This window comes from Ramlibacter sp. GS1-15 (assembly GCF_057785015.1).
The window spans coordinates 1,302,652-1,327,073 of record NZ_JBYNTU010000001.1 but is presented as its reverse complement, the minus strand read 5'-3'; the positions used below and the strand labels follow the sequence as shown (position 1 = coordinate 1,327,073).

Below are 24,422 nucleotides of genomic sequence, written 5' to 3'. Positions count from 1 at the left end.
GCTTCGAACCTACTTGCGCACCCTGTCGATCTCGGCCATGACGGCCTTCACCGTGGCCTCGCCCACCGCGGCCGAGTGCTTGTCGATCACCGGCTTCATCTTCTCGCGAAACCTGGCGACCTCCGCCGGCGGCAGTTCGCTGACCTGCATGCCGGCCTTTTTCAGCTCGTCGAGGATGCCGGCCGCGGCGGTGCGGGCCTGCTCGCGCTGGTACTTCGCCGATTCGTGCGCGGCGTCGGCCACGACCTTCTTCTCGCCGGCCGACAGCGAGTCCCAGAACTTCTTGCTGATCACCACCGACTGCGGGTTGTACTGGTGGTTGGTGATCGTCATGTATTTCTGCACTTCGTACAGCTTCGCGCCCTTGATGGTCGCGACCGGGTTCTCCTGCCCATCGACGGCGCCCTGCTCCAGCGCCGCATACAGTTCGGGAAAAGGCAGCGGCGTCGGGTTCGCGCCGAGCGCCTTGACCCAGTCCACGTTGATCGGGTTCGGGATGACACGCAGCTTCAGGCCGACGATGTCGTCCACCTTGTTGATCGGGCGCTTGCTGTTGGTGAGCTGGCGGAACCCCAGCTCGTAATAGGCCAGGCCGACCAGGCCCTTGTCCTCGAGCTTCTTGTGCAGGTTCGTGCCGAACGGCCCGTCGACGACGGCGTCGGCTTCCTTCGCATTGCCGAACAGGAAGGGGAAATCGTAGATCTCGAAATCCTTGACGATGCTGCCGAAGATGCCCGAGTTCATCGCGGCCATTTCCAGCGTGCCGCCCTGCAGTGCGGAAAGGTTCGCCTGGTCGCTGCCCAGCGCGCCGCCGGGAAACACGTTCACCTTCAGCTTGCCGCCGGAGTTCTTCTCGACGAGTTCGGCGAACCGCTCCATGCCCATCACGATCGGATGGCCCTTCGCGTTCTGGTTGGCGAACTTGATCGTCTTCGTCTGCGCGTGCGCGACACCGATCGCAGCGACGGCGGCCAGCGCGACGACGGTCTTGAGGAACAGGCGTTTCATGGGTTGTTGTCTCCTGGAAGGTGGATGGCGGCGGTCAGCCGTAGAACCAGCGCGCGGGCACCGTGACGAGCTGCGGGAAGAAGACCATCAGGAACATCACCGCGAATTGCGCGACCATGAAAGGCCACACGCCCCGGGTGACGTCGTCCATGCTCACCTTTCCGACGCCGGCGACGGTGCTGAGCACGGTGCCCACGGGCGGCGTGATCAGGCCGATGGCATTGTTGATGATGAACAGGACCCCGAAGTAGACGGGGTCGATGCCGGCCGCCTTGACGAGGGGCATGAACACCGGGGTGAGGATCAGGATCGTCGGCGTCATGTCCATCGCGGTGCCCACGAGCATGGTCACGACCATGATGGTGAACATCAGCAGCATCGGCCGGTCGAGCATGGGCTGCAGCAGCGCGACCAGCTCGGCCGGCAGGTTGGCGACGGTGATCATCCAGGCCGAGACCATGGCCGCCGCCACGAGGAACATGATGATGGCGGTGGTCTGCGCCGCCGACTGGAACAGGCCGTACAGCTGGGACAGCTTGAGCTCGCGGTAGATCACCGTCGAGACGAACAGCGCATACACCGCCGCCACGACGGCGGCTTCGGTCGGTGTGAACACGCCGAATTTCAGGCCGACGACCACGATGATCGGCATGCCGAGCGCGAAGGTCGCATCCTTCAGCGCGGCGAACACCTCCTGGCGGCTCGCGCGCGGCGTCGCCTCGATCTTTTCCTTGCGCACCAGCCACCACCAGGTCACCCAGAGGGCAAGTCCGAGCAGCAGGCCCGGCACGATCCCGGCCATGAACAGCCTGGAGATCGACACGTTCGCCGCGACGCCGAACACCACGAAGCCGATCGACGGCGGGATGATCGGGGCGATGATGCTTGCCGACGAGAGCAGGCCCGCCGAGCGCGCCGTGTTGTCGTAGCCGGCCCGGTTCATCATCGGCAGGAGCAGCGCGGCGAGCGCGGCGGCGTCCGCCACGGCCGATCCGGACAATGACGCCATGATGATCGCGGCCATGATGCCGACATAACCCAGCCCGCCGCGCACGTGGCCGACCAGCGTCATCGCGAAATGCACGATGCGCTTCGAGAGGCCGCCGGCGTTCATGATCTCGCCGGCGAGCATGAAGAAGGGCACCGCGAGCAGCGGGAAGCTGTTCGCCCCCTCGATCGTGTTCTGGGCCAGGATCTGCGGATCGAAGGTGTTCATGTGCCACATCAGGGCGGCACCGCAGATCAGCAGGGAGAACGCGATCGGCACGCCGATCGCCATGGCGCCGAGCAGGGCCCCGAGGAAGATCGTGATCGTCATGCCTGTTCTCCCGCGGGCAGGTCTTCGCTTTCCGTCACCGCGACCAGCTCGTCGTCGGCCAGCTTGCCCGAAAGGAGCTTCACCAGCTCGTGCAGCAGGAGGAGCCCGGCCAGCACCGCGAAGAACACACCGCTCGCGTAGAACCAGGCCATCGACGCCTCCATGACGGCGCTGCTGGTCTCGTAGTTGATGACGGTCTGCTGCCAGGCCCCCTGCCCCATGAGCCAGCACATGTAGATCATCAGCAGGTGCGCCGCGATGAAGCAGGCCTTCTTGCCCGTGCGTGGAAGGCGCGCGATGAGCGAATCCGTCCCCAGATGCGCATGCGACCTGATGGCGACCACGGCGCCGAGGAAGGTCATCCACACGAACAGCCAGCGCGAAAGCTCCTCGGACACGGTGATGCCCGAATTCATGCCGTAGCGCAGAACGACGTTGCCGAACACCATCAGCACCATCAGGGCGAGGCAGACGACCATCAGCAAGCCGAACAATCTGCACAGGCCATCGACGATTTTCTCGACCATGCTGTCTCCTGGTGTCCGCATTTTGTACGGACTGGTTAGTTTCTTTATTGGGGAAAGCACCTACGGGATCCCGGCCCGCGCCGGGATGGCCCACGCGTCACTTGCGGCAGAAGCGCACGATCATCTCGACCACGTTGTCGCGGCGCTGGGCGATGTACGCGCGCGAGGTCATGTCGACCTTGAAGATCGTGCCGAACGTGTGCCGGTTGGACACGTTGAAGAAGGACAAGGCGGAGATCGACGCGTGGATGTCGACCGGGTCCAGCCCCTTGCGAAAGATCCCCGCCTTCAGGCCACGCTCGTAGAGCCGCTTGATGGCGGAAATCGCGGGGACGTTCAGCTCCTGCAGGCGGCGGCTTTGCGCCATGTACTGGCCGCGGTTGATGTTCTCCGCCATCACGAGGCGGATGTAGCTCTCGTGGTGCAGGTGGTGGTCGAACGTGAAGGCGACGAGCCGCCGCAGCGCCTCCTCCGGCTCCAGGTCTTCGAGGTGGAGCTTGGCCTCCACCTCGCGCACGCGCCGGTACGCTTCCTCCAGCACGGCAAGGTAGAGCCCTTCCTTGCTGCCGAAGTAGTAGTAGATCATGCGCTTGCTGGTCTTCGTCAGCTCCGCGATCTCGTCGATGCGCGCCCCGGCCAGGCCCTTCTCGCCGAACTCCGCTTCGGCGACCTCGAGGATGTCCGCCTTCGTCCGCTCGGGGTCGTTCGTGCGCGATGGTTCCTTCCGCGCCGGGGCTGCGGGATTCGCGCGGGCGGCTCGGCGCACACGGACCAGTTCGTTCATTCGGGCGAGTATAGGCCCCGCCGCCGCGCATGACCTTATGAGCCCAGGGTCAATCATCGCGCCGCGCAAAAGCGCTACATTCCGCGTTCGCTGAACACGGAGGATTCATGACCAGGCTCTCCATCAACGGCAAGGACATCAACGTCGACGCCGATCCCTCGACGCCCATCCTCTGGGCCCTGCGCGACACGCTGGGCATGACGGGCACCAAGTTCGGTTGCGGCCAGGCCCAGTGTGGTGCCTGCACGGTGCACATGAACGGGGCGGCGATCCGCTCCTGCGTGACACCGATCTCCGCCGCCGAAGGGCAGAAGATCACCACGATCGAAGCGATCGCCGACGACCGCATCGGCCAGGCCGTGCAGGCCGCGTGGGTGAAGCACGACGTCGCCCAGTGCGGCTATTGCCAGAGCGGCCAGGTGATGAGCGCCACCGCCCTGCTCAAGTCCAAGCGCAAGCCGACCGACGCCGACATCGACCAGGCCATGGCCGGCAACATCTGCCGCTGCGGCACCTACACGCGCATCCGCGCCGCGGTCAAGGACGCCGCGGCCCAACTGGCCTGAGGAGCACGCCATGCACTTCGATCCCGCGATCGCCCCCGATATCGCCCGCGACCTGCAGCGCGTCCTCTCGCACCGCCTGCCCTCCACCGCAGGCGCCGCGACCCTCGAGCGCCGCAGTTTCCTGAAACTCGGGGCCGCCACCGGCTTCGCGCTCGGCGTGTTCCCGCTCGTTGGCGCCGCTCAGGCCGACAAGGCCCTGAAGCCGACGGAACAACCCGCTGCCTTCGTGCACATCGACAAGGACGGCACGACGACCGTGACCGTGAACCGCCTGGAGTTCGGCCAGGGCGTGCAGACCGGCCTGCCGATGGTGCTGGCCGAAGAGCTCGACGCCGACTGGTCCAAGGTGCGCGCCCGCCTGGGCGACGCCAACCCCGCGTATGTCGATCCGCAGTTCGGCATGCACCTCACGGGCGGCTCCAACTCCATCCAGAACTCGTACGCGCAGTACCGCGAGCTCGGTGCGCGCACGCGGGCCATGCTGGTGGCGGCCGCGGCGCAGGCGTGGAAGGCCGATGCATCGACGCTGCGCACCGAGAACGGCGCCGTGATCGGCCCCGGTGGCAAGCGCGCGGGCTACGGCGAGCTGGCCGAGGCCGCGATGAAGCAGCCCGTGCCGCAGCAGGTCGCGCTGAAGGACCCCAGGCAGTTCCGCATCATCGGCAAGCCCACGCCGCGCCTGGATTCGCGCGACAAGTCCACCGGACGCCAGCAGTACGGCATCGACGTGCGCCTGCCCGGCATGCTCACGGCCGTCGTCGCCCACCCGCCGGTGTTCGGCGCGAAAGTGAAGGCTGTCGACGACAGCGCCGCCAAGGCGATCCGCGGCGTGAAGGCCGTGGTGCGTGTGCCGACCGACCGCGGCGGCCAGGGCGTGGCCGTCATCGCCGACGGCTACTGGCCCGCACGCCAGGCCCGCGAGGCGCTCAAGGTCGAGTGGGACACCAGCGGTGTCGAGCGCGTCGATTCGAAGCAGCTGCTGGCGAAGTACAAGGAGCTCGCGCGCCAGCCCGGCGCGAAGAAGTTCGATGCCGACATGTCGAAGCTCGCGAGCGCCCCGCACAGGATCAGCGCGGAGTTCGTCTTCCCCTACCTCGCGCACGCGCCGATGGAGCCGCTCAATTGCACCGTGGCTTTCGACGGAAAGAAGGCCGAGCTGTGGATGGGCACGCAGATGCCGGGGCTGGATGCCGCGGCCGCCGCGCAGGCGCTCGGCGTGGCGCCCGATGCGATCAAGGTGAACACGCAATCGGCCGGCGGCGGCTTCGGCCGCCGCGCGATCCCCACCAGCGACTACGTCGTCGAAGCCTGCCAGGTGGCCAAGGCCGCGCGCGCCGCCGGAATCGCAGCGCCCGTGCGCACGCTGTGGAGCCGCGAGGACGACATCAGGGGCGGCTACTACCGGCCCATGCACGTGCACCGCGCCGAGATCGGCTTCGACGACCAGGGCAACATCCTCGCGTGGGACCACGTCATCGTCGGCCAGTCCATCCTGAAGGGCTCGCCTTTCGAGGAATTCATGGTCAAGGACGGCGTGGACGCCACGATGGTCGAGGGCATGAAGGAGCCCTACGCCGTCCCGATGCGCCTGTCGGTGCACCACCCCCAGGTCAACGTGCCGGTGCTGTGGTGGCGCAGCGTGGGCTCCACGCACACGGCCTATGTGATGGAGACCCTGCTCGACGAGGTCGCCCGCGCGACCAAGCAGGACCCGGTCGCGATGCGCCTGAAGCTGATGGAAGGCAAGCACCCGCGTCACGAAGCGGCGCTGAAGCTGGCCGTGGCGAAGTCCGGCTACGGCACGCGCAAGCTGCCGGCCGGGCATGCCTGGGGCGTGGCGATGCACGAGTCGTTCAACACGGTGGTCGCGTACATCGCCGAAGCCTCGGTCGAGAAGGGCGTGCCGAAGCTGCACAACGTCACCGCCGGCGTGCACTGCAACCTGCCCGTCAACCCGCTCAGCATCGAGAACCAGATCCAGGGCGCCGCGCTCATGGGCCTGTCCACCTGCCTGCCGGGCAACGAGATCACGCTGAAGGACGGCGTGGTCGAGCAGAACAACTTCGGCGAGTACCGCGTCGCGCGCATGCCCGACATGCCGCGCGTCGCGGTGCACATCGTGCCGAGCGCCGACCCGCCGACCGGCATCGGCGAGCCCGGCCTGCCGCCGCTGGCGCCCGCGTTCGCCAACGCGATCGCCCGCGCGACCGGCAAGACCGCGCCCCGCCAGCTGCCGTTCGCTCAGGCCTGAATCGCGGCCATCCGCACGCACAGGTCGAACGCGTGCTGCAGCCCGTCGATGCGGGCGACGTTGCGGCCCGCGATGTCGAAGGCGCTGCCGCTGGCGGAGGTGGCCACGGGCACGGGCAGGCCGCCGTGCAGGGTGACGCCGCGTTCGAAGCCCATCAGCTTCATCGCGATCTGGCCCTGGTCGTGGTACATCGAGACCACGGCGTCGAAGTCGCCGCGGCGCGCCGCGATGAACACCGTGTCGGGCGACCAGGGGCCGCTTGCCTCCAGCCCTTCGCGCTTGAGCTGTTCGATGGCCGGCGCGATCACCTCGATCTCCTCGTGCCCGATCGAGCCGCCGTCGCCGGCGTGCGGGTTCAGGCCCGACACGGCGATGCGCGGTCGCGCGATGCCCGCGCGGCGCAGTGCCCGGTCGATGATGTGCACCGCATCGCGCACGGCCTGCGGCGTGATGAGGGAGGCCACTTCGCGCAGCGGCACGTGCGAGGTCACGCGCGAGGTCCACAGGCCCTCGGTGATGTTGAACTCGCACACGAAGCCGTCGACGCCGAAGCGCTTCTGCATGAAGCGCAGCTCGTCTTCCTCCTGCATGCCCGCCAGGCGCAGCGAGTGCTTGTTCATCGGCGCGAACAGGATGGCATCCACGCGGCCGGCCCTGGCCAGATCGGTCGCGGCTTCGAGCGCCTGCAGCACGGCGGCGCCGGCCGCGGCCGTGCATTCGGCCATGGTCGCTTCGCCCGTATCCCGCTGCACCAGGTGCGCGATGGGGCCCGGCCCGATGGGCAGCTTCAGCCCGGTGATCGCCTCGCCGCTCGCCAGTGCGGAAGGCGTTGCGATGAGCAGGATCTCGGCGGCATCGATGTTCGCGGGTCGGGCGAGCAGCTTCACCGCCATCTCCGGTCCGACGCCGGCGGCGTCGCCCAGCAACACTGCAATACGCGGGCGCACCGCCATCACATGCCCTCCGCCTTGATGTTCGCGTCGCGCAGCAGTTTGCGATAGCGAACGAACTCCTGCCGGTTCATCTCGGCAAACTGCTCGCCGCTGATCGCGCCGACCTCGCCGCCGAGGCCGCGGATGCGGGCCTGCACGTCGGGCAGGCGCAGCACCTTCGCGAGTTCCGCCACCAGCGCGTCGACCAGCGGCTTGGGCGTGCCGGCGGTGACGTACAGGCCGTACCAGGTCTGCACGTCCGCGCCCTTGATGCCCGCTTCCGCGAGCGTCGGGACGTCGGGCAGCTCGGGGCTGCGATGGTCGGCCGTGACGGCCAGGGCCCGCAGGTTGCCGCTCTTGATCTGGCCCATCGCGGACGAGGTCGAGTCGAACATCATCGTCACCTCGCCCGAGATGATGTCGATGTGGGCTTGCGAGCTGCCCTTGTACGGCACGTGGATCGCGCTGGTGCCGGTGGCCAGCGCGAAGGCCGCGCCGCCGACGTGCTGCGTGCTGCCGATGCCCGACGATGCGTACTTGAGCGCGCCGGGCTTCGCGGCCATCGCGGCGGCGACGTCCTGCACCGATTTGTAGGGCGACTGCGCGCCCACCACCAGCACGTTGGGCATCACGGCGACGAGCCCGACCGGCTGCAGGTCCTTGAGCGGATCGAATTTCAGTTTGAGCAGGTGCGGCGCGATGGCCTGCCCGGTGTTCGTGGCCAGCAGGAGCGTCGTGCCGTCGGGCACCGCATGCGCCGTGACATCGGCCGCGATCGTGTTGGAGGCGCCCGGCCGGTTCTCGACGACGACGGACTGGCGCAGGTCGGGCGCGAACTTGTCGGCGAGCAGGCGCGCGAGGATGTCGGTGCCCCCGCCGGGCGAGGCGCCGACCATGATGCGGATCGGCTTGTCCGGGAAGCCCGGGGCCTGCGCGGCGACGGGAAGCGCGACGGCGAACACTGCGGCGGCCGCGGCGAGGCGGCGGAAGGACAGGAACGGCATGGCTTGTCTCCTTTGTGGGCGCAGCCTAAGCGCCGCAGCCATTTCCCGCCAATGAATTCGTCTCAAGAAGCCATATCCGATTGGGTATATTGCGGCGTGGCCAAATCCCTCTCCGACGCCGCGCTGCTGATGCGGCTGCGCACCCGGCAACTGCTGCTGATCGACGCGCTCGGGCGCGAGCGCCACCTCGGGCGCGCCGCCACCGCGCTGGGCATGACGCAACCGGCGGCGACCAAGCAGCTCAAGCAGGCCGAGGAAGCGCTGGGCGTCGCGCTCTTCACGCGGCGCGCCCGCGGCATGGAGCCCACGCCCGCCGGCGAGGTGGTCATCCGGTTCGCGCAGCAGGCCCTGGTTGACTTCGGCTTCGCGCGGCAGCAGATGGCGGCGCTGCGGTCGGGCCTGCGCGGATCCCTGCGCATAGGCACCGTGCCGGGCGCGCTGCCGCAACTCGTCGCCCCCGCGCTGGCCGAATTCAGGCGGCGCCACTCGCGGGTCGCGGCCTCGGTTCTCGTCGAAACCAGCGACGTGATGCTCGGCCTGCTCGAACGCGGCGATGTCGACCTGGTGCTGGGCCGCCCGACCGAAGGCCATTTCGACGACGAACTGGAGATCGTGCCGCTGCTCGCCGAGGAACAGGTGGCCGTCGCGCGCCGCTCGCACCCCCTGCTGGCGGCGAAGAAGCCGCGTTTGCAGGACCTCACGCGCTGGCCGTGGATCCTGCAGCCGCCCGGCTCGCCGCAACGCGGCCGCTTCGAGGCGGCACTGCGCCATGCGGGCGTGCACGCGCGCCTGGACATCACCGAAACCGCATCGACCGTGGCGACGACGGTGCTGCTCGAAGCCGGCGACGCGATCGCGATCATGCCGGCCTCGCTCGCCGCGCACTATGCACGCCTGGGCGTGCTGGCTGTCGTGCCCGTGCCCTTGCGCCTGCAGGTACCCGCGATCCATCTCGTGCTGCTGCGGCGGCGTGCGCCCTCGCCTGCTGCGGCCGCGTTCGTCGCCGTCCTTCGTGAACTGGCGGGCGCTACGGAAGCGCAAATGGGCGTCATTGGCGCTTCGGCAGCTCGATCCCCGGAAAGATCTTGATCACGGCCGAGTCGTCCTCGCGGCCATGCCCGGCCGACGAGGCGTGCATGAACATCTGGTGCGCCGTGGCGGCCAGCGGCAGCGGAAATTTCGCGGCACGCGCGGTATCGAGCACCAGGCCGAGGTCCTTCACGAAGATGTCCACGGCGGACAGCGGCGTGTAGTCGCCCGCCAGCACGTGGGCCATGCGGTTCTCGAACATCCAGCTGTTGCCGGCGCTGTGGGTGATGACCTCGTACAGGTCGTTCGGGTCCACGCCTTCGCGCAGGCCCAGCGCCATCGCTTCCGCCGCGGCCGCGATGTGCACGCCGGCAAGCAGCTGGTTGATGATCTTCACCTTGCTGCCGTTGCCGGCGCGGTCGCCCAGCCGGTAGACCTTCGCGGCCATCGCGTCGAGGAGGTCGCCGGCCTTCGCGTAGGCCTCGGGGCGACCGGCCGTCATCATCGTCATCTCGCCCGAGGCCGCCTTGGCGGCGCCGCCGGAGATCGGCGCGTCCAGGTACAGCACGCCGCGCCGCCCGAGCCGGCTTTCCAGGTCCATGGACCAGTTGGGATCCACGGTCGAGCACATGATGAACAGGCTGCCGGGCTGCATGGCGTGGGCGGCGCCCTGCTCGCCGAACAGCACCTCCTCGGTCTGGGCCGCATTGACGACCACGCTCACGACCACCTCGCATTTCGCGGCCAGCTCCTGCGGACTCGCGCAGCCCACCCCGCCGTCGGCGACGAAGGTCTCCACGGCTTCCGGCCGCACGTCGTACACGTGCACCGCATGGCCGGCACGCCGCAGTGACCCGGCCATGCCCCGGCCCATCGCTCCCAGCCCGATCAATCCCACCGCTTGTGACATGGCGTTCTCCTCGTAAGAGGCCTCATTCTGCACCGGCACCACTTAATAAACATGCTTATAATCTACCCAGTTATGGACAAGCCTCTCACGCAACGCTTCGGCTTCCTCGTCAAGGAGCTGGCCGGCCTTTACTCGCAGCAGTTCGACCGCGAGGCGCGCGAGCGCCTGGGGCTGTCCCAGGCGCAGTGCCGGCTGCTGTTCGTGCTGGCCTCGCACGAGGAGGACGAGCCGCTGTCGCAAGCCGAGCTGGCGGAGAAAGTGGGCGTGAGCGCGATGGCCGTGACCACCATGTGCGACCGGCTCGCCGCCGGCGGCTGGATCGAACGCCGCCCTGCCCCGAATGACCGGCGCGTCAACCGGCTGCACATCCAGCCGAAGGCGCGCAAGGCGCTCGATCGCGCCCTGGCCCTGGGCGACGAACTCACGGACCGCGTCTTCGCCGGTTTCGGCGCTGCGGAGCGCAAGCAGCTGATCGCCCTGCTCGGACGGGCACGCGAAGGGCTGCTGGCCGCGGCGCAGGACAAGGCGGCCGCATGAACCCGACGGCCGAGGAAGTCCGCAAGCACAAGGGCATGATCACGCTGGCGATCATGCTGGCGACGATCATGCAGGCGCTGGATACCACCATCGCCAACGTCGCGCTGCCCCACATGCAGGGCAGCCTGCAAGCGTCGCAGGACCAGATCACCTGGGTCCTCACCTCCTACATCGTCGCCTCGGCCATCACGCTGCCGATCACCGGCTGGCTGTGCTCGCAATGGGGCCGGCGCAAGGTCTTCATCGTCTCCGTCATCGGCTTCACCGTCGCGTCCGCGCTGTGCGGCTTCGCGACTTCGCTGGGCATGATCGTCGCGGCACGCCTGCTGCAAGGCGTGTTCGGCGCGGCGCTGGTGCCCCTGTCGCAGGCCGTGCTGCTGGACATCAACCCGCCGCACAAGGTCGGCCAGGCCATGGCGATCTGGGGCGCCGGCATCATGGTCGGCCCGATCCTCGGCCCGCTGATGGGCGGCTGGCTCACCGAGAACTTCGACTGGCGCTGGGTGTTCTTCATCAACCTGCCGGTCGGCATCTTCGCGCTCTGGGGCATCGTGCGTTACCTGCCGGAGAACAAGCCCCGGAGCGGGCCGCTCGACGTGTTCGGCCTCGTCACGCTCAGCATCGCGATCGGCGCGCTGCAGATGTTCCTGGACCGCGGCGAGCTGGTGGACTGGTTCGATTCGTGGGAGATCCGCCTCGAGGTTGCCGTGACGCTCGTGGCGCTGGCGTTCTTCGTCGCCCACACGGCCACGGTGCAGGGCGTCTCGTTCCTGGATCGCGACCTGGTGAAGGACCGCAACTTCGTCACCGGCTCGCTCTTCGGCTTCGTCGTCGGCATGGTGCTGTACGGCACGATGGCGCTGCTGCCGCTCTTCCTGCAGGGCTTGATGGGCTACCCCGTCGTTTACACGGGCGCGATCACCGCGCCGCGCGGCATCGGCACCATGATCGCGATGATCGCCGTCGGCCGGCTCGTCACGCGCGTGGACCTGCGCCTGATCATGGCCACGGGCTTCGCGCTCACGGCCGTCGCGCTGTGGCAGATGACGCACATCACGCTGCAGATGGACAGCCAGTTGATCGTGCTCTCCGGCTTCATCCAGGGGCTGGGCATCGGCCTGACGTTCGTGCCGCTGTCGGCGGCGACCTTCGCGACGCTCGCTCCCCGCCTGCGCAACGAGGGCACGCCGGTCTACAGCCTGCTGCGCAACATCGGCGGCAGCGTCGGCATCTCGATCGTGCAGACGCTGCTCACGCGCGGCACGGCGCAGGCGCACGAGCAGCTCGCGGGCCTGGCCTCGCGCGGCAACCCCGGCCTGCAGGATCTGCCGCCCGGCTTGAGCCTCGACAATCCCGCGGGCCTCGCCGTACTCAATGCCGAAGTCACGCGGCAGGCCGCGCTCATCGCCTACGTGAACGACTTCCGGATCATGATGGCCGTCACGGTGCTGGTGATCCCGCTGCTGATGCTGATTCGCAAGCCGCGCGCGGCGAGCGCGTCAGGGTCGTCCGACGTGCCGCACTAGCCTCGGCGGGCGGTCTTCTCGCGGATCAATTGCGCCGCCGCGCAGCTGCCCTGCTCGCCCTGCACCTTGCGCAGGGCGTCCTCGCCGACATAGCCCGCCTCGACCCGGCTGCCGATCCGCGTGCCGGCGGTCTGGCGGATGTACTTCAGCGTCTCGAGGTACTCGCGCACCTCCTTGTCGCAGCGTGCGCCGGCGGTGGCGACCTGCTCCTTCGCGGCCTGCGCGTACGCAACCGCCGCAGCCAATGCGAACGACAGCGCGATGGCGATGTCCAGGTGGCGTGTCATCTTCCGTCCTCCTTGGGTGCGCAGTGTCGGCGCCGTGTGTGACAGGAAGATGTTTTGATTTCCCCGGGGGCTCGCGCCAGGCGGTGCCCGTCAGTCCTCATCTAAAAATCGGCCAGCCGGGCACTGCCTGACGCGAGTGATGCGTCACGCGTCATCATGTGAGTGCTGTCATCCCGGACTTGATCCGGGATCGTCAATGTTCGAGAGCCAACGGCCCCGGATCAAGTCGGGGTGACAGCCTGGTTGATCGAGCGCGATGCATCTTCGCGGCATGGGACATCCGGACTGGCCGATTTTTAGATGAGGCCTGGCCGGATGCCCCATGCCGCGACCCTCCGCGCGGTGACACCCTACTTCGGCGCCGGCCCCACGCTCACCCACTGCCACTCGAGCCAGTTGTCGGCACGGTGGACGGCGGTGACGTTGCTGCGCGCGGCCCACGGAATCACCTGCCGGTGCAGCGGGATGTGGTGCACCTGCTCGTTGTGCTCCTTCAGCGCCGCCTTGATCAGCTGCTCGCGCTTCTTCGCATCGGGCTCCTTCGACGACGCCTCGATCAGCTGGTCGAGCTTCGCATCCTTGTAGTTGCCCCAGTTGTAGTAGCCGACGCCGCCTTCGCCGCGCGAGTGCAGCACCGGCGTGAGCGTCGTCTCGGCATCGGTGATCGCGCCACCCCAGCCGAGCATGTACATCGAGACATCGAGCTTCTCGGCTTTCGGGAAATACGTGGCGCGCGGCTGCGCCAGCACGTTGACCTTCATCCCCAGCTTGGCCCACATGGCCGACAGGGCCTCGCAGATCGCCTGGTCGTTGATGTAGCGGTTGTTGGGGCAATCGAGCTGCACCTCGAACCCGTTCGGGTAGCCGGCCTCGGCCATCAACTGCTTCGCCTTGGCGAGGTCGTACGGCAGGCGCTTCTCGATCTCCGGATCGTTGAAGGCGCCCAGCGGCGACGGCGTGGGCGCGCCGGTGGGCAGCGCCTGGCCGCGCATGACGGTGCGCTTGAGCGTTTCGATGTCCACCGCGTGGTACAGGGCCTTGCGCACCCGGATGTCCTTGAACGGGTTCTTGCCCTTGACGTTGCTGTAGAGGAGCTCGTCGCGCGCCTGGTCCATGCCGATGAAGATGACGCGGTTCTCCAGGCCGTCGATGACCTTCACGCCCTGCGTGTTGCGCAGGCGGGCGATGTCCTGCGGCGCCGGGTCGAGCACGAAGTCGATCTCGCCGGAGATCAGCGCCGCCGTCCGGGTGGCGTCGTTCTTGATCGGCGAGTACACCACCTCCTGCACGTTGCCTTCGATCTTGCCCCAGTAGTTCGGGTTGCGCTTGAAGACCGTGCGGTTGTCGGGCTGGCGCGACACCACGATGTACGGGCCCGTGCCGTTGGTGTTCAGGTTGGTGTACTTGTCTTCCTTGTTCTTGAAGTCCAGCGGGGCCGCGGCGTTGTGTTTCTCGGTCCACGCCTTGTTCATGATGTAGATCGTGGTGGCGTGCTGCAGGAAGATCGGGTCGAACTCCTTGAGCTGGAATTCCACCGTGAGGTCGTCGATCTTCTTCGGGGTGCCCATCGCGGTGGCGTAGGCACGGAACGGCGACGCGGTGTGCGCCGCGCGCTGGAAGGAGAAGACCACGTCGTCGGCCGTGAAGGGCGAGCCGTCGTGGAACTTCACGTTCGGCCGCAACTTCATGCGCCATTGCGTCGGGCTCACCGCGGTCCATTCGGTCGCGAGGCCGGGCGCGAGCCCGAGCTTCTTGTCGCGCATCACGAGCGTGTCGTACACCTGCCCGTTGATGGCGTTGGTGAGCAGCTCGTTCTGCGAATGCGGGTCCAGCGTCTGCAGGTCGCCCTGGCTGCTCCAGCGCAAGGTCTGCGCCGGGGCGGCACAGGACAAGGCCGCCGCAAGGATGAGGAGCACGAGACGGAAGATCATGGCAACGCCTCCGGAGGAAAGGTGAGCCATTCTGGGGGCAGCCCCCCGCGCGCGCAACCGGCCTATCATGGGGTGTGCACGACGCCTACAACCTCAAGCGCTTCGTCGACGCACAGGATCCCGTGTTCGACGCGGCGCTGGGCGAGCTGGAACGCGGCCACAAGCGCACGCACTGGATGTGGTTCGTGTTCCCGCAACTCGCCGCGCTCGGCTCCAGTGCCACGGCGAAGCACTTCGGCATCCATTCGCTCGACGAGGCCCGCGCCTACCTGCGCCATCCCATCCTGGGCGAGCGCCTGCGGCGCTGCTGCGAGGTCGTCGCCGATGTCCAGGGCCGCACGGCCCACGAGATCTTCGGCTACCCCGACGAACTCAAATTCAAGTCCTGCCTGACGCTCTTCGAGCTCGCCGCGCCGCAAGAGGCGCTCTTCGCACGCTGCCTGGAAAAATACTACGGCGCCGAACGCGACGGCCGCACGCTCGTCCTCGTGCAGGAAGCCGCAACGCAAGGATCGACCGGGCCCTGATTCGCATGCTCCGTCGATGAGCTCGCGTCGTCGCGCGTGAGCGGGTCCAGCCCGCTGCGATGCCAGTCGGGCCCGAACAATTCCCCGGGATGCTGCGTGCGCTCGGACCCGTTGCCGCACGCCATCGAATTCGCTGCGCAATATTTATCGCAGTCCCAGCACGTGCGCTCGGGATGCGCCGGATGCAGCGGGAATTTCTTCGCGGTCGTCTGCGCCATGCACTGCATCGTGCCGCGATGCATGGCGATGCATGTTGATCCGGCGCAAGCACTTTGAAACGCGCTCGGCGTTGCGTCCTACAGGGCTACTGCTGGGGCGCCACCTAGCATGGCTCGACATTTGACGGAGACAGCAGTAATGGTCCACCGCATCCTGGCCGCGCTCGCCGTGGCAGCTTTATCGGCATGCGGGGGTGGCGGAGGCGGCGCGGACATCGCGACCACCCCCGCTGCTTCCGCGACTTCTTCCACCTCCACCCCGGCATCGTCCCCTTCATCGATGACCGCCTCATCGCCCCCCACCACCTCCTCGGCTGCCGCCGCGGTGCCCGGCACCCCGGCCGCCGTGTTCGCCGCCTCTGCGCCGGAAACCGTGAACGCGACCCTGGCGGGCCGGCAGGTCGTTCGGTCCGTCGATCCCCTGGCGAGCGGCGGCTATGCCGTCGCCTGGCGGTCCGACGATCCTTCAGGCGGCGCGGCCCTCCTCGTGCAGCGCTACGACGCGCAAGGCGCGAAAGCGGGCGGCGAAACGCGGCTCGCCTACACGGTCGGCGCGCAGGAGGACCCCGCGATGGCCGTGCTGCGCGACGGCACGGTGGTCGTCACGTCCGTGCAGGCGCGCGCCGACTGGACCGTGTTCGCGCGGCGATTCGATGCCGGCGGCGCCGCGCTCGGCGGCGAGACGGTCATCGCCACGTTGCCGCAGGACGCGGCCGGCGCGAGCGTGCAACACGCCCTCGCGCAACCGGTGGTGACGGCGCTTGCCGACGGCGGCTTCGTCGCGGGCTGGGCGTCGGTGACGCAGGACGCGGCCGGCCCGGTGTTCGCGCAGCACGCGCAGCGCTTCGACGCCGGCGCGCGCGCCGTCGGCACGCCGCTCGAGTTCGCCGCGGCGGGACCCGACCGCCAGCTGTCCCTGCGGCTGGTCGCGACGCCGGGTGGCGATTTCATCGCGGGCACGACGCACCGCGTCGGCGGCATCAGCTACGTGCAGTTCCGCGTCGGCACGACGGACGTGGGACCGTTGTTCGATGCCGATCGCGGCTTGCTCGACCTGAACACGACCTTGCTGCCCCTGGCCGATGGCCGGCTCGCGCTCTGGTCCACCGGCAGTGGCGGCGGCTACCTGCAGATGCTCGACGCGGCCGGTCGCGCATTGGGCGCGGCAACGGTTCTCGTGCCGATCCCGGAGACGGCCGCCAACCTGCCGGACGGGGGCTGGGCCACGGTCAGCCGCCAGATGCCGGGCCAGCCTTTCCTCGCGCAGCGCTTCGATGCGGCCGGCAACGCGGTCGGATCGCCGATCGAGCTCGCGACGGGCGTTGCGCGTCCGCTGGGCGTCGCGCGCACCGGGTCCGGGTTCGCCCTCGCCTGGAGCGCCGCGATCGCGAGCGGCGACACGGACGTGAAGACGCAGCGGGTGCGGGCGAACTAGCCGCGCGGATGGTGTTGCGCGTGAAGCTGCTTGAGCCGCTCGCGCGCGACGTGCGTGTAGATCGTCGTCGTCGAGATGTCCGCGTGCCCCAGCAGCATCTGCACGGCACGCAGGTCCGCCCCGTGATTGAGCAGGTGCGTCGCGAACGCATGGCGCAAAGTGTGCGGTGACAACGGCGAGGTGATGCCCGCGGTGCGCGCGTACTTCTTCACGATCACCCAGAACATCGCGCGCGTCATGCCCTCGCCGCGCGCGGTGACGAAGAAGTCCTCGGTCTGCTGGCCGGCCAGGATGGCCGGCCGCGCCTCGGCCAGGTAGCGCACGATCCAGTCGCGCGCGACCACGCCGAAAGGCACGAGCCGCTCCTTGTCGCCCTTGCCGGTGACGCGCAGCACCTGGTCGTTCATCGAGAGATGGAAAGCCTTCAGGCCCACGAGTTCGCTCACCCGCAGGCCGCTCGCGTAGATCAGCTCCAGCATCGTGCGGTCGCGCAGGCCCAGCGGCGTCGCGACATCGGGGCCGGCGAGCAGCGCCTCGACCTGCGCCTCCGTCAAGGTCTTGGGCACGCGCAGCGGCTGCTTCGCGGCCTCCAGGCGCAAGGTGGGATCGGCGGCGATGCGGCGCTCGCGCAGCGCCCAGCGGAAATACCGGCGCAGCACGGTGAGGCGCCGGTTGGCCGTGGTGGCCTTGCTGTCGGAATGGCGTGCGGCGAAGTAGCCGTTGATGTGGGCTTCGGTCGCCCGCTCGAGCGAGCCGCCGCTCCTGGCGAGCCAGTCGCCGAAGAGCGCGAGATCGCGCCGGTACGCCGCCAGCGTGTTCTTCGACAGGCCCTCTTCCAGCCAGAGGGCGTCGATGAACGCATCGATGCTCGGATCAAGGTCGGCGGCCACCATATGGCCGCCGACGATAACTCATTCGAGGCGCAGCTTCGCCTGCTCCACGACTTTCTTGTACACCGCGTATTCGGCCTTGATCTGCTCGGCGAACTGTTGCGGCGTGTTGCCGATGATGATCGAGCCCGTCTTCTCGATGCGCTCGCGCACGGCCGGGTCCTGCAGCGCCTTCACGACGCCGTCATGGATCTTGCTCACCACCTCCGGCGGCAGGCCCTTGGGCCCGTAGATGCCGTAGTACGCCATGCGGTTCACCGGCTCCAGGCCCACTTCCTTGAAGGTCGGCACATTGGGCAGCTCCTTCAGGCGCGTGGGCGCGGCCACGATGATGGGCACCAGCCGGTTCTCCTTGATGAAGGGCAGCGCCGACGGCAGGTTGTCGAAGATCATCGGCACCTGGCCGGCCACCGTGTCGTTCAGGGCCGGGCCCGCGCCGCGGTACGGGATGTGCGTGACGAAGGTGCCCGACATGGCCTTGAACAGCTCCATCTGCAGGTGGCCGATGCCGCCTGTGCCCGAGGACGAGTACGAGTACTTGCCCGGGTTCTTCTTCAGCTCGGCGAGGAAGGCCTTGTAATCCTTCGCCGGGAAGCCCGGGTTCACGGCGATCACGTTGGGGGTGGCCGCGATGTTGACGATGGGCGTGAAATCCGTGATCGGGTTGTACGGGATCTTCGGGTTGATCGCGGGATTCGCCGCGGTGGTGGACACCGTCGCGATGCCGAGCGCATAACCGTCGGGTACGGCCCGCGCGGTGTCGGCCGCGCCGACCACGCCGCCGCCGCCGGCCTTGTTCTCGACCACCACCGGCTGGCCCAGCGCCTTGCCCAGCGGCTCCGCGATCACGCGGGCGATGATGTCCGTGGTGCCGCCGGGTGCGAACGGCACGACGAGCCGCACGGGCTTGGTGGGGTAGTTCTGCGCGAAGGCGCTGGTGCTGGCGATGGCCGCGAGCGCAGCGCCCGCGAGCCAGGAACGGCGATTCATCGATGACTCCTGCATTGTTGGAAAGTGTCCGATGCGTGCAATCCTAAGCGCTCGCACGAGGTGAGTATTTGTGGATTACACATACGGGAAAGCCCGGGGTGCCCGCATGGCTCGGCTATTCTTGCGCGAGTGAACTTCGCGCAGCTGCTCTTTCCCGATTTCTCGTTGATCCTGTGCGGGTTCCTCGTCTGCCGCTTCACGGCGCTCGGCCGGCCGCTGTGGGAACAGGTCGAAAGCCTCGTCTACTACTTCCTCTTCCCGGTGCTGCTGTTCCAGTCGATCGTGAAGAGCCCGCTCGACGTGCGCGAAGCGTCCAGCCTGATCGGCGCGGGCCTCGCGATGGCCGTGAGCGGCATCGCGATGGCCTACGCACTGCCGCACCTGCCGGTGGTCGGTGAGCGCATCGACCGGCGCGACCATGCCGGCGCCGCGCAGGTCGCCTTCCGCTTCAATTCCTTCATCGCCCTGGCGATGGCCGAGCGCCTCGAAGGTGCGCGCGGGCTGCAGCTGATCGCCGTGTTGATCGGCTTTTGCGTGCCGCTGGTCAACATCGGCGCGGTGTGGCCGATGGCGCGGCATGCCGGCAGCGGCCTGGTACGCGCGCTCGTGCGCAACCCGCTGGTCATCGCGACCGTGGCGGGCCTCGTCGCCAACCTGGCGGGTTTGCGCATTCCCTCGTGGCTGGAGCCCGGCGTCACGCGCATCGGCGCCGCCTCGATCGCGCTGGGCCTGATGACCGCCGGCGCCGGCCTGCAGCTCGGCAGCCTCGCGGCGAACAAGGCGCTCACCGTGGGGCTGCTCTCGATCCGCCATTTCTTCACGCCGCTGGTCGCCTGGGCGCTAGCGCGCTTGTTCGGACTCGATGCCGTGCAGACCACCGTGCTGCTCACGTTCTCCGCCATGCCCACCGCCTCGAGCGCCTACGTGCTCGCGGTGCGCATGGGCTACAACGGCCCCTACGTGGCAGGCCTGATCACGCTGTCGACCCTGCTCGGCATGGCGAGCCTGCCGTTCGCGCTAGGCGTGCTGCGTTAGCGCCCACGCCACGTGCTCGCGCACCAGCGCGCTCGGATGCTCCGCCCGCGTGAGCAGCGCGGCGCGAAGGGCCGGATCGCCCGTCGCGCGCAGCGCGTTGCCCAAGGCGACGGCGATGTTGCGCAGCCAGCGCTCGTGGCCGATGCGGCGGATCGGGCTGCCTTCGGTGCGGGCGAGGAACTCCTCCTCGCTCCAGGCGAAGAGCTGCACCAGCTGCGCACCCGCCATGCCTTCGCGCTCGTCGAAATCCGGCAGCGGGCTGCGCTGGGCGAACTTGTTCCAGGGACAGGCGAGCTGGCAGTCGTCGCAGCCGTAGATGCGGTTGCCGATCAGCGGGCGCAAGTCCTCGGGGATGGCGCCCGGGTGCTCGATCGTCAGGTACGCGATGCAACGCCGCGCATCCAGCCGCTGCGGCGCGACGATGGCCTGCGTCGGGCAGACGTCGATGCAGGCCGAGCACGTGCCGCAATGTTCGGTCACCGGCGCGCTCTCGGGTAGCGCGACGTCGATGTAGATCTCGCCGAGGAAGAAGGTGGACCCGGCCTCGCGCGACAGCACCAGCGTGTGCTTGCCGCGCCAGCCGATGCCGCTGCGCACGGCCAGCTCGGCCTCGAGCACGGGCGCCGAATCGGTGAACACGCGATGCCCGAACGGGCCGATCGCCTCGCCGATGCGGTCCGAGAGCTTCTGCAGGCGCGCGCGCAGCACCTTGTGATAGTCGCGGCCGCGCGCGTACATCGAGACGATGCCCTCGCCGGGCCGCTTCAGGCGGTCGAATTCGATCGCCTGCCAGCCCTCGGGTTGGGTGCGCGGCAGGTAGTCCATGCGCGCGGTGATCACGCTGACGGTGCCCGGCACGAGTTCGGCGGGGCGGGCGCGTTTGAGCCCGTGCGCCGCCATGTAGTCCATTTCGCCGTGAAATCCGTTGGAGAGCCAGGCCAGCAGGCCGGATTCGGCGGAACTCAGGTCGACGCCGGCCACTCCGATGCTGGAGAATCCGAGCTCATCGGCCCAGCGACCGATGTCTGCCACCAATTGAGGACCGTCGATCTGACCGCTTCTGGACACCACCCGCCCATTGTAGGAACCGGGGTGCGCCTGCTCGCGTGGCCCGACGAAGAGGCCACACGCGCCTATGCGGCCGAACTGGCGGCGCACCCGGCCATAGTCAACGCCTTCATCGAGCTGCATGGCGACCTGGGCGCGGGCAAGACCACTTTCGTGCGCCACCTGCTGCGTGCGCTGGGCGTGCGCGAACGCATCAAGAGCCCGACCTACACGGTGATGGAGCCGCACGAGGCGGGCGGCGTGGCGATCTACCACTTCGACTTCTACCGCTTCAATGACCCGCGCGAGTGGGAAGACGCCGGCTTTCGCGACATCTTCGCGGGCCCGGGCCTGAAGGTCGCCGAATGGCCGGAGAAAGCGGCCGGCCTGCTGCCGCCGGCGGACCTGGCGATGCGCATCGAAGCCGATGCGGACGAGACCCGCCACGTGACGCTGAAGGCGCAGACGCCGCTGGGCGAGGAGCTGCTGCGATGAAAAGGCGCGATCTGGTCAAAGCCGGGCCCATCGTGCTGCTGCTCGGCGCCGCGCAGATCGCGCGCGGCGCCACCATCGTGGCGGTGCGCGTCTGGCCCGCGCCGGAGTACACACGCGTGACGATCGAATCGGATACGGCGCTCAGGTCGACGCAGACCCCATTGCACCTGCCGCCGGGCCTGGCCGTCGACATCCAGGGCATCGACCTCAGCCCGCAACTGAAGGAGCTGGTCGGCAAGGTGCGCGCCGACGACCCCTTCATCGCGGGCATCCGCATCGGCCAACATGCGCCGGGCGTCGTGCGACTGGTGGTGGACCTCAAGCAGGCGGCCGCGCCGCAGGTGTTCACGCTGCAGCCGGTCGCGGCATACCAGCATCGCCTGGTGTTCGATTTCTACCCGGTCAAGGAGGTCGACCCGCTCGAAGCCCTCATCAAGGAACGGATGAGGGACCGGCCGATGCCCGAGCCGCCGCCCACGCATGACCCGCTGGGCGAGCTGATCGCGCAGCGCGAACTCGATCGCAAGCCGCCGCCGCCCACGCCCTTCGAGCCCGCCCCCGACACCAAGCCGCACAAGACCGACCGCCTGATCATCATCGCGCTGGACCCCGGCCACGGCGGCGAAGATCCGGGCGCGGTCGGCCCGAGCGGCACGCGCGAGAAGGACGTGGTGCTGCAGATCGCGCATCGCCTGAAGGAGCGCATCAACGCCAGCGCGATCAACGGCAACCCGCTGCGCGCCTACCTCACGCGCGACGCCGATTTCTTCGTGCCCCTGCACGTGCGGGTGCAGAAGGCGCGCCGCGTGCAGGCCGACCTGTTCGTGAGCATCCATGCCGATGCCTTCCTCACGCCGACGGCGCGGGGCGCCAGCGTTTTCGCGTTGAGCCAGAGCGGCGCCTCCAGCAGTGCCGCGCGCTGGCTCGCGGACAAGGAAAACCGCGCGGACCTGATCGGCGGACTGAACATCAGGTCGCAGGACCAGCAGGTGGCGCACGCCCTGCTGGACATGAGCACCAGCGCGCAGATCAAGGACAGCATGAAGCTCGGCGGTGCGCTGCTCGGCGAGATCGGCGGCGTCGGCAAGCTGCACAAGGGGCAGGTCGAACAGGCGGGCTTCGCGGTGCTCAAGGCCCCCGACATCCCCAGCGTGCTGGTGGAGACCGCCTTCATCAGCAACCCCGACGAGGAACAGCGCCTGCGCAGCGACGCCTACCAGGAGCAGCTGGCCGACGCGATCATGCGCGGCATCCACCGCTACTTCTCGGCGAACCCGCCGCTGGCTCGCAGCCGCGCCGTCTGAGCGGACTCAGAGCGCTTGCGTCCGCGTGTCCAGCCACGCGAGCGCGTCGCCGCCGAGCAGCGGCGCGAGCCGCGCACGCACCATCGCATGGTAGCCATTGAGCCACGCGATCTCGTCGGGCCGCATCAGCGACACATCGATGCAGCGCGTGTCGATCGGGCACAGCGTGAGCGTCTCGAACCCGAGCATCTCGCCGAACTGGCCCTTCTCCGGCGTCTCGACGGGCACGTTCATCACGAGGTTCTCGATGCGCACGCCCCACTGCCCGGGGCGATAGAGACCCGGCTCGTTGGACGTGATCATCCCCGGCTCCATGGCCATGTGCGGCTCGACGACCGCCTTCGAGATCGTCTGCGGCCCTTCGTGCACGTTCATGAAGTACCCGACCCCGTGCCCGGTGCCGTGGCCGTAGTCGAGCCCGGCCTGCCACAGCGGCAGGCGCGCGAGCGCGTCCAGCATGGGGCCCGGCGTGCCGCGCGGGAACACCGCGACCGACAAGCCGATCATCGCCTTGAGGACGAGCGTGAAGTCGCGCTTCTGCGCGGCGGAGACCTGGCCGATGGGCCACACGCGCGTGATGTCGGTGGTGCCGCCCAGGTACTGGGCGCCCGAGTCGATCAGCAGCAGGCCGTCGCCTTCGATCCACGAGAACGCTTCGGGCGTCGCGCGGTAGTGCGGCAGCGCGCCGTTGGCATTGAAGCCGGCGATCGTGCTGAAGGAGCGGCCGATGAAGCCCTGGCGCTTCGCGCGCTCCTGCGTGATCCACTCGTCGACGGTCAGTTCGGACAGGCGCTCGCCCCGCGCCAGCGCGGCTTCGAAGCGCGCGTAGAACTCGCACATCGCCGCGCCGTCCTGGGCCATCGCCTCGCGCACGAAAGCGGCTTCCTGGGCGTTCTTGCGGCTCTTGGCAAAGGTGCTCGGGTTCACGGCTTCGACGACACGCACGTTCGCCGGCACGGCTTCGCGCAAGCCCAGCGTGACGCGGCGCGGATCGAGCAACAGCACGGCACTGGCCGGCAACGCGGCCAGCGCACGCGGCGCGTCGGCGTACGGCGCGAGCTTCACGCCGTCGGCGGCCAGCCGCGACTTCAGTGTGTCGTCGATCTTGCCTGGCGCGATGAAGAGCGTCGCCGATTGCGCGTCGAGCAGGACGTGGGCGACGAACACGGGGTTGTAGCTGACGTCGGCGCCGCGCAAATTGAGCAGCCATGCGACATCGTCGAGCGACGAGATGAAGTGATGCGTGGCGCCCGCGGCGCTCATCGCGGCGCGGATCTCGTCGAGCTTGGCCCGGCGCGTGACCGTTGCATGCGGGGCAAGATGTTCGTACACGGGCGCCGCCGGCAGTCCCGGACGCTCGGCCCAGGCGGGATCGAGGAGGTCCGCATCCGACTTGACCTGGATGCTCGCCGCAGCCATCGCGGCGCGGAACTGCTGCGCCGCTGCCAGACTGAGCACCTGGCCGTCGAAGGCGAGCGTCTCGCCGGCCTCGAGTTCGCCCGCGATCCAGTCGGTCACCGGCTTGATCGCACCTGTGCCGATCTTCACCAGCGACACACCGCTGCCGGAAAGCTCGCGCTCGGCCTGCGACCAGTAGCGGCTGTCGGCGAAGAGCGCGGCGTCGTCCCGGGTGACGACGAGCGTGCCCATCGAGCCGGTGAAGCCGCTGAACCAGGCACGGCCCTGCCAGCGTTCCGGCAGGTATTCGGACACGTGCGGGTCGGACGATGGCACGAGCACGGCCTGCACGTTCGCCTCGCGCATGGCGGCGCGCAGCTTTTCGATGCGGGAACGGATGGGGTTCAGGGGTGCGAGCATGGTCCCGCGATTGTCGCAAAGTCGCTCAGGCGGGCAAAGGCTGTGTCCGCGAT

The 24,422-nt window shown here is 68.5% G+C and carries 24 protein-coding genes; 10 read left to right on the top strand and 14 right to left on the bottom strand.

Annotated features, from left to right (window positions below; translation table 11 throughout):
* Nucleotides 1-9: 9 nt before the first annotated feature.
* The 4 genes from AC3EF3_RS06650 to AC3EF3_RS06635 form a co-directional block, all read right to left on the bottom strand.
* Nucleotides 10-1,008: a TRAP transporter substrate-binding protein gene (locus AC3EF3_RS06650; protein ID WP_488531371.1), complete on the bottom strand. Its 999-nt coding sequence runs from the start codon at nucleotides 1,006-1,008 to the stop codon at nucleotides 10-12.
* Nucleotides 1,009-1,042: 34 nt separating this feature from the next.
* Nucleotides 1,043-2,326 (bottom strand): TRAP transporter large permease subunit, encoded by a 1,284-nt coding sequence (locus AC3EF3_RS06645; protein WP_488531370.1) that lies wholly within the window; start codon nucleotides 2,324-2,326, stop codon nucleotides 1,043-1,045.
* Nucleotides 2,323-2,853, bottom strand: a complete 531-nt coding sequence (locus AC3EF3_RS06640) for a TRAP transporter small permease (protein ID WP_488531369.1) — start codon at nucleotides 2,851-2,853, stop codon at nucleotides 2,323-2,325. The genes AC3EF3_RS06645 and AC3EF3_RS06640 overlap by 4 nt, the downstream gene beginning before the upstream one ends.
* 97 nt (nucleotides 2,854-2,950) lie before the next feature.
* Nucleotides 2,951-3,637: a TetR/AcrR family transcriptional regulator gene (locus tag AC3EF3_RS06635; RefSeq protein ID WP_488531368.1), complete on the bottom strand. Its 687-nt coding sequence runs from the start codon at nucleotides 3,635-3,637 to the stop codon at nucleotides 2,951-2,953.
* Between the two features lie 107 nt (nucleotides 3,638-3,744).
* Between AC3EF3_RS06635 and AC3EF3_RS06630 the strand changes: the two genes are divergently transcribed.
* Nucleotides 3,745-4,203: a (2Fe-2S)-binding protein gene (locus AC3EF3_RS06630; protein ID WP_488531367.1), complete on the top strand. Its 459-nt coding sequence runs from the start codon at nucleotides 3,745-3,747 to the stop codon at nucleotides 4,201-4,203.
* Between the two features lie 10 nt (nucleotides 4,204-4,213).
* Nucleotides 4,214-6,454: a xanthine dehydrogenase family protein molybdopterin-binding subunit gene (locus AC3EF3_RS06625; RefSeq protein WP_488531366.1), complete on the top strand. Its 2,241-nt coding sequence runs from the start codon at nucleotides 4,214-4,216 to the stop codon at nucleotides 6,452-6,454.
* Here the strand turns inward: AC3EF3_RS06625 and AC3EF3_RS06620 are convergent.
* Entirely contained in the window at nucleotides 6,445-7,407 is a 963-nt protein-coding gene (locus tag AC3EF3_RS06620) for a 4-hydroxythreonine-4-phosphate dehydrogenase PdxA (RefSeq protein WP_488531365.1), read from the bottom strand. The genes AC3EF3_RS06625 and AC3EF3_RS06620 overlap by 10 nt on opposite strands.
* Entirely contained in the window at nucleotides 7,407-8,390 is a 984-nt protein-coding gene (locus tag AC3EF3_RS06615; RefSeq protein WP_488531364.1) for a Bug family tripartite tricarboxylate transporter substrate binding protein, read from the bottom strand. Before AC3EF3_RS06615 ends, AC3EF3_RS06620 begins: the two co-directional genes overlap by 1 nt.
* 96 nt (nucleotides 8,391-8,486) lie before the next feature.
* Between AC3EF3_RS06615 and AC3EF3_RS06610 the strand changes: the two genes are divergently transcribed.
* Nucleotides 8,487-9,479, top strand: coding sequence for a LysR family transcriptional regulator (locus tag AC3EF3_RS06610; protein ID WP_488531363.1), 993 nt, complete (start codon nucleotides 8,487-8,489; stop codon nucleotides 9,477-9,479).
* Here AC3EF3_RS06610 and ltnD read toward each other — a convergent pair.
* Nucleotides 9,439-10,329: an L-threonate dehydrogenase gene (gene ltnD, locus AC3EF3_RS06605; RefSeq protein ID WP_488531362.1), complete on the bottom strand. Its 891-nt coding sequence runs from the start codon at nucleotides 10,327-10,329 to the stop codon at nucleotides 9,439-9,441. The genes AC3EF3_RS06610 and ltnD overlap by 41 nt on opposite strands.
* Before the next feature lie 72 nt (nucleotides 10,330-10,401).
* On the opposite strand from ltnD, the gene AC3EF3_RS06600 reads away from it, so the two are divergent.
* The gene (locus AC3EF3_RS06600) at nucleotides 10,402-10,866 is read left to right on the top strand and encodes a MarR family winged helix-turn-helix transcriptional regulator (protein WP_488531361.1); all 465 of its coding nucleotides are present in this window, start codon (nucleotides 10,402-10,404) and stop codon (nucleotides 10,864-10,866) included.
* Nucleotides 10,863-12,392 carry a DHA2 family efflux MFS transporter permease subunit gene (locus AC3EF3_RS06595; protein ID WP_488531360.1) on the top strand — a complete coding sequence of 510 codons (1,530 nt, stop codon included), beginning with the start codon at nucleotides 10,863-10,865 and terminating at the stop codon, nucleotides 12,390-12,392. Before AC3EF3_RS06600 ends, AC3EF3_RS06595 begins: the two co-directional genes overlap by 4 nt.
* Here AC3EF3_RS06595 and AC3EF3_RS06590 read toward each other — a convergent pair.
* The gene (locus tag AC3EF3_RS06590; RefSeq protein WP_488531359.1) at nucleotides 12,389-12,679 is read right to left on the bottom strand and encodes a hypothetical protein; all 291 of its coding nucleotides are present in this window, start codon (nucleotides 12,677-12,679) and stop codon (nucleotides 12,389-12,391) included. The genes AC3EF3_RS06595 and AC3EF3_RS06590 overlap by 4 nt on opposite strands.
* Nucleotides 12,680-13,029: 350 nt before the next feature.
* Nucleotides 13,030-14,610 carry an ABC transporter substrate-binding protein gene (locus AC3EF3_RS06585; RefSeq protein WP_488531358.1) on the bottom strand — a complete coding sequence of 527 codons (1,581 nt, stop codon included), beginning with the start codon at nucleotides 14,608-14,610 and terminating at the stop codon, nucleotides 13,030-13,032.
* 74 nt (nucleotides 14,611-14,684) lie between these two features.
* On the opposite strand from AC3EF3_RS06585, the gene AC3EF3_RS06580 reads away from it, so the two are divergent.
* Entirely contained in the window at nucleotides 14,685-15,137 is a 453-nt protein-coding gene (locus AC3EF3_RS06580; RefSeq protein WP_488531357.1) for a DUF1810 domain-containing protein, read from the top strand.
* Here AC3EF3_RS06580 and AC3EF3_RS06575 read toward each other — a convergent pair.
* On the bottom strand, nucleotides 15,062-15,355 hold the full coding sequence (locus AC3EF3_RS06575) for a DUF3079 domain-containing protein (protein WP_488531356.1): 294 nt from the start codon (nucleotides 15,353-15,355) through the stop codon (nucleotides 15,062-15,064). The two genes, AC3EF3_RS06580 and AC3EF3_RS06575, sit on opposite strands and share 76 nt — an antisense overlap.
* A 280-nt stretch (nucleotides 15,356-15,635) precedes the next feature.
* Between AC3EF3_RS06575 and AC3EF3_RS06570 the strand changes: the two genes are divergently transcribed.
* Nucleotides 15,636-16,790 carry a hypothetical protein gene (locus AC3EF3_RS06570; RefSeq protein ID WP_488531355.1) on the top strand — a complete coding sequence of 385 codons (1,155 nt, stop codon included), beginning with the start codon at nucleotides 15,636-15,638 and terminating at the stop codon, nucleotides 16,788-16,790.
* Here AC3EF3_RS06570 and xerD read toward each other — a convergent pair.
* Nucleotides 16,787-17,683 (bottom strand): site-specific tyrosine recombinase XerD, encoded by an 897-nt coding sequence (gene xerD, locus AC3EF3_RS06565; protein WP_488531354.1) that lies wholly within the window; start codon nucleotides 17,681-17,683, stop codon nucleotides 16,787-16,789. The two genes, AC3EF3_RS06570 and xerD, sit on opposite strands and share 4 nt — an antisense overlap.
* Before the next feature lie 18 nt (nucleotides 17,684-17,701).
* Nucleotides 17,702-18,670, bottom strand: a complete 969-nt coding sequence (locus AC3EF3_RS06560; RefSeq protein WP_488531353.1) for a tripartite tricarboxylate transporter substrate binding protein BugE — start codon at nucleotides 18,668-18,670, stop codon at nucleotides 17,702-17,704.
* Between the two features lie 129 nt (nucleotides 18,671-18,799).
* Here AC3EF3_RS06560 and AC3EF3_RS06555 point away from each other — a divergent pair, with 129 nt between their 5' ends.
* Nucleotides 18,800-19,705 carry an AEC family transporter gene (locus AC3EF3_RS06555; RefSeq protein WP_488531352.1) on the top strand — a complete coding sequence of 302 codons (906 nt, stop codon included), beginning with the start codon at nucleotides 18,800-18,802 and terminating at the stop codon, nucleotides 19,703-19,705.
* Here AC3EF3_RS06555 and queG read toward each other — a convergent pair.
* Nucleotides 19,688-20,737: a tRNA epoxyqueuosine(34) reductase QueG gene (gene queG / locus AC3EF3_RS06550; RefSeq protein ID WP_488531351.1), complete on the bottom strand. Its 1,050-nt coding sequence runs from the start codon at nucleotides 20,735-20,737 to the stop codon at nucleotides 19,688-19,690. The genes AC3EF3_RS06555 and queG overlap by 18 nt on opposite strands.
* A gap of 18 nt (nucleotides 20,738-20,755) precedes the next feature.
* Between queG and tsaE the strand changes: the two genes are divergently transcribed.
* On the top strand, nucleotides 20,756-21,247 hold the full coding sequence (gene tsaE / locus AC3EF3_RS06545; protein WP_488533743.1) for a tRNA (adenosine(37)-N6)-threonylcarbamoyltransferase complex ATPase subunit type 1 TsaE: 492 nt from the start codon (nucleotides 20,756-20,758) through the stop codon (nucleotides 21,245-21,247).
* On the top strand, nucleotides 21,244-22,551 hold the full coding sequence (locus AC3EF3_RS06540; protein WP_488531350.1) for an N-acetylmuramoyl-L-alanine amidase: 1,308 nt from the start codon (nucleotides 21,244-21,246) through the stop codon (nucleotides 22,549-22,551). Before tsaE ends, AC3EF3_RS06540 begins: the two co-directional genes overlap by 4 nt.
* 6 nt (nucleotides 22,552-22,557) lie before the next feature.
* Here the strand turns inward: AC3EF3_RS06540 and AC3EF3_RS06535 are convergent, their stop codons facing one another.
* Nucleotides 22,558-24,369, bottom strand: coding sequence for an aminopeptidase P family protein (locus AC3EF3_RS06535; RefSeq protein WP_488531349.1), 1,812 nt, complete (start codon nucleotides 24,367-24,369; stop codon nucleotides 22,558-22,560).
* Nucleotides 24,370-24,422: the final 53 nt, after the last annotated feature.

Excerpts from the sequence above, each read along its gene's own strand:
- AC3EF3_RS06560 (WP_488531353.1), bottom strand. The coding sequence starts at position 18,670 with ATGAATCGCCGTTCCTGGCTCGCGGGCGCTGCGCTCGCGGCCATCGCC.
- AC3EF3_RS06640 (WP_488531369.1), bottom strand. The coding sequence starts at position 2,853 with ATGGTCGAGAAAATCGTCGATGGCCTGTGCAGATTGTTCGGCTTGCTG.
- AC3EF3_RS06635 (WP_488531368.1), bottom strand. The coding sequence starts at position 3,637 with ATGAACGAACTGGTCCGTGTGCGCCGAGCCGCCCGCGCGAATCCCGCA.
- AC3EF3_RS06540 (WP_488531350.1), top strand. The coding sequence starts at position 21,244 with ATGAAAAGGCGCGATCTGGTCAAAGCCGGGCCCATCGTGCTGCTGCTC.
- AC3EF3_RS06620 (WP_488531365.1), bottom strand. The coding sequence starts at position 7,407 with ATGGCGGTGCGCCCGCGTATTGCAGTGTTGCTGGGCGACGCCGCCGGC.
- AC3EF3_RS06650 (WP_488531371.1), bottom strand. The coding sequence starts at position 1,008 with ATGAAACGCCTGTTCCTCAAGACCGTCGTCGCGCTGGCCGCCGTCGCT.
- AC3EF3_RS06630 (WP_488531367.1), top strand. The coding sequence starts at position 3,745 with ATGACCAGGCTCTCCATCAACGGCAAGGACATCAACGTCGACGCCGAT.
- AC3EF3_RS06625 (WP_488531366.1), top strand. The coding sequence starts at position 4,214 with ATGCACTTCGATCCCGCGATCGCCCCCGATATCGCCCGCGACCTGCAG.
- AC3EF3_RS06570 (WP_488531355.1), top strand. The coding sequence starts at position 15,636 with ATGACCGCCTCATCGCCCCCCACCACCTCCTCGGCTGCCGCCGCGGTG.
- AC3EF3_RS06600 (WP_488531361.1), top strand. The coding sequence starts at position 10,402 with ATGGACAAGCCTCTCACGCAACGCTTCGGCTTCCTCGTCAAGGAGCTG.
- AC3EF3_RS06615 (WP_488531364.1), bottom strand. The coding sequence starts at position 8,390 with ATGCCGTTCCTGTCCTTCCGCCGCCTCGCCGCGGCCGCCGCAGTGTTC.
- ltnD (WP_488531362.1), bottom strand. The coding sequence starts at position 10,329 with ATGTCACAAGCGGTGGGATTGATCGGGCTGGGAGCGATGGGCCGGGGC.
- AC3EF3_RS06585 (WP_488531358.1), bottom strand. The coding sequence starts at position 14,610 with ATGATCTTCCGTCTCGTGCTCCTCATCCTTGCGGCGGCCTTGTCCTGT.
- AC3EF3_RS06645 (WP_488531370.1), bottom strand. The coding sequence starts at position 2,326 with ATGACGATCACGATCTTCCTCGGGGCCCTGCTCGGCGCCATGGCGATC.
- xerD (WP_488531354.1), bottom strand. The coding sequence starts at position 17,683 with ATGGTGGCCGCCGACCTTGATCCGAGCATCGATGCGTTCATCGACGCC.
- AC3EF3_RS06595 (WP_488531360.1), top strand. The coding sequence starts at position 10,863 with ATGAACCCGACGGCCGAGGAAGTCCGCAAGCACAAGGGCATGATCACG.
- AC3EF3_RS06575 (WP_488531356.1), bottom strand. The coding sequence starts at position 15,355 with ATGGCGCAGACGACCGCGAAGAAATTCCCGCTGCATCCGGCGCATCCC.
- AC3EF3_RS06535 (WP_488531349.1), bottom strand. The coding sequence starts at position 24,369 with ATGCTCGCACCCCTGAACCCCATCCGTTCCCGCATCGAAAAGCTGCGC.
- AC3EF3_RS06590 (WP_488531359.1), bottom strand. The coding sequence starts at position 12,679 with ATGACACGCCACCTGGACATCGCCATCGCGCTGTCGTTCGCATTGGCT.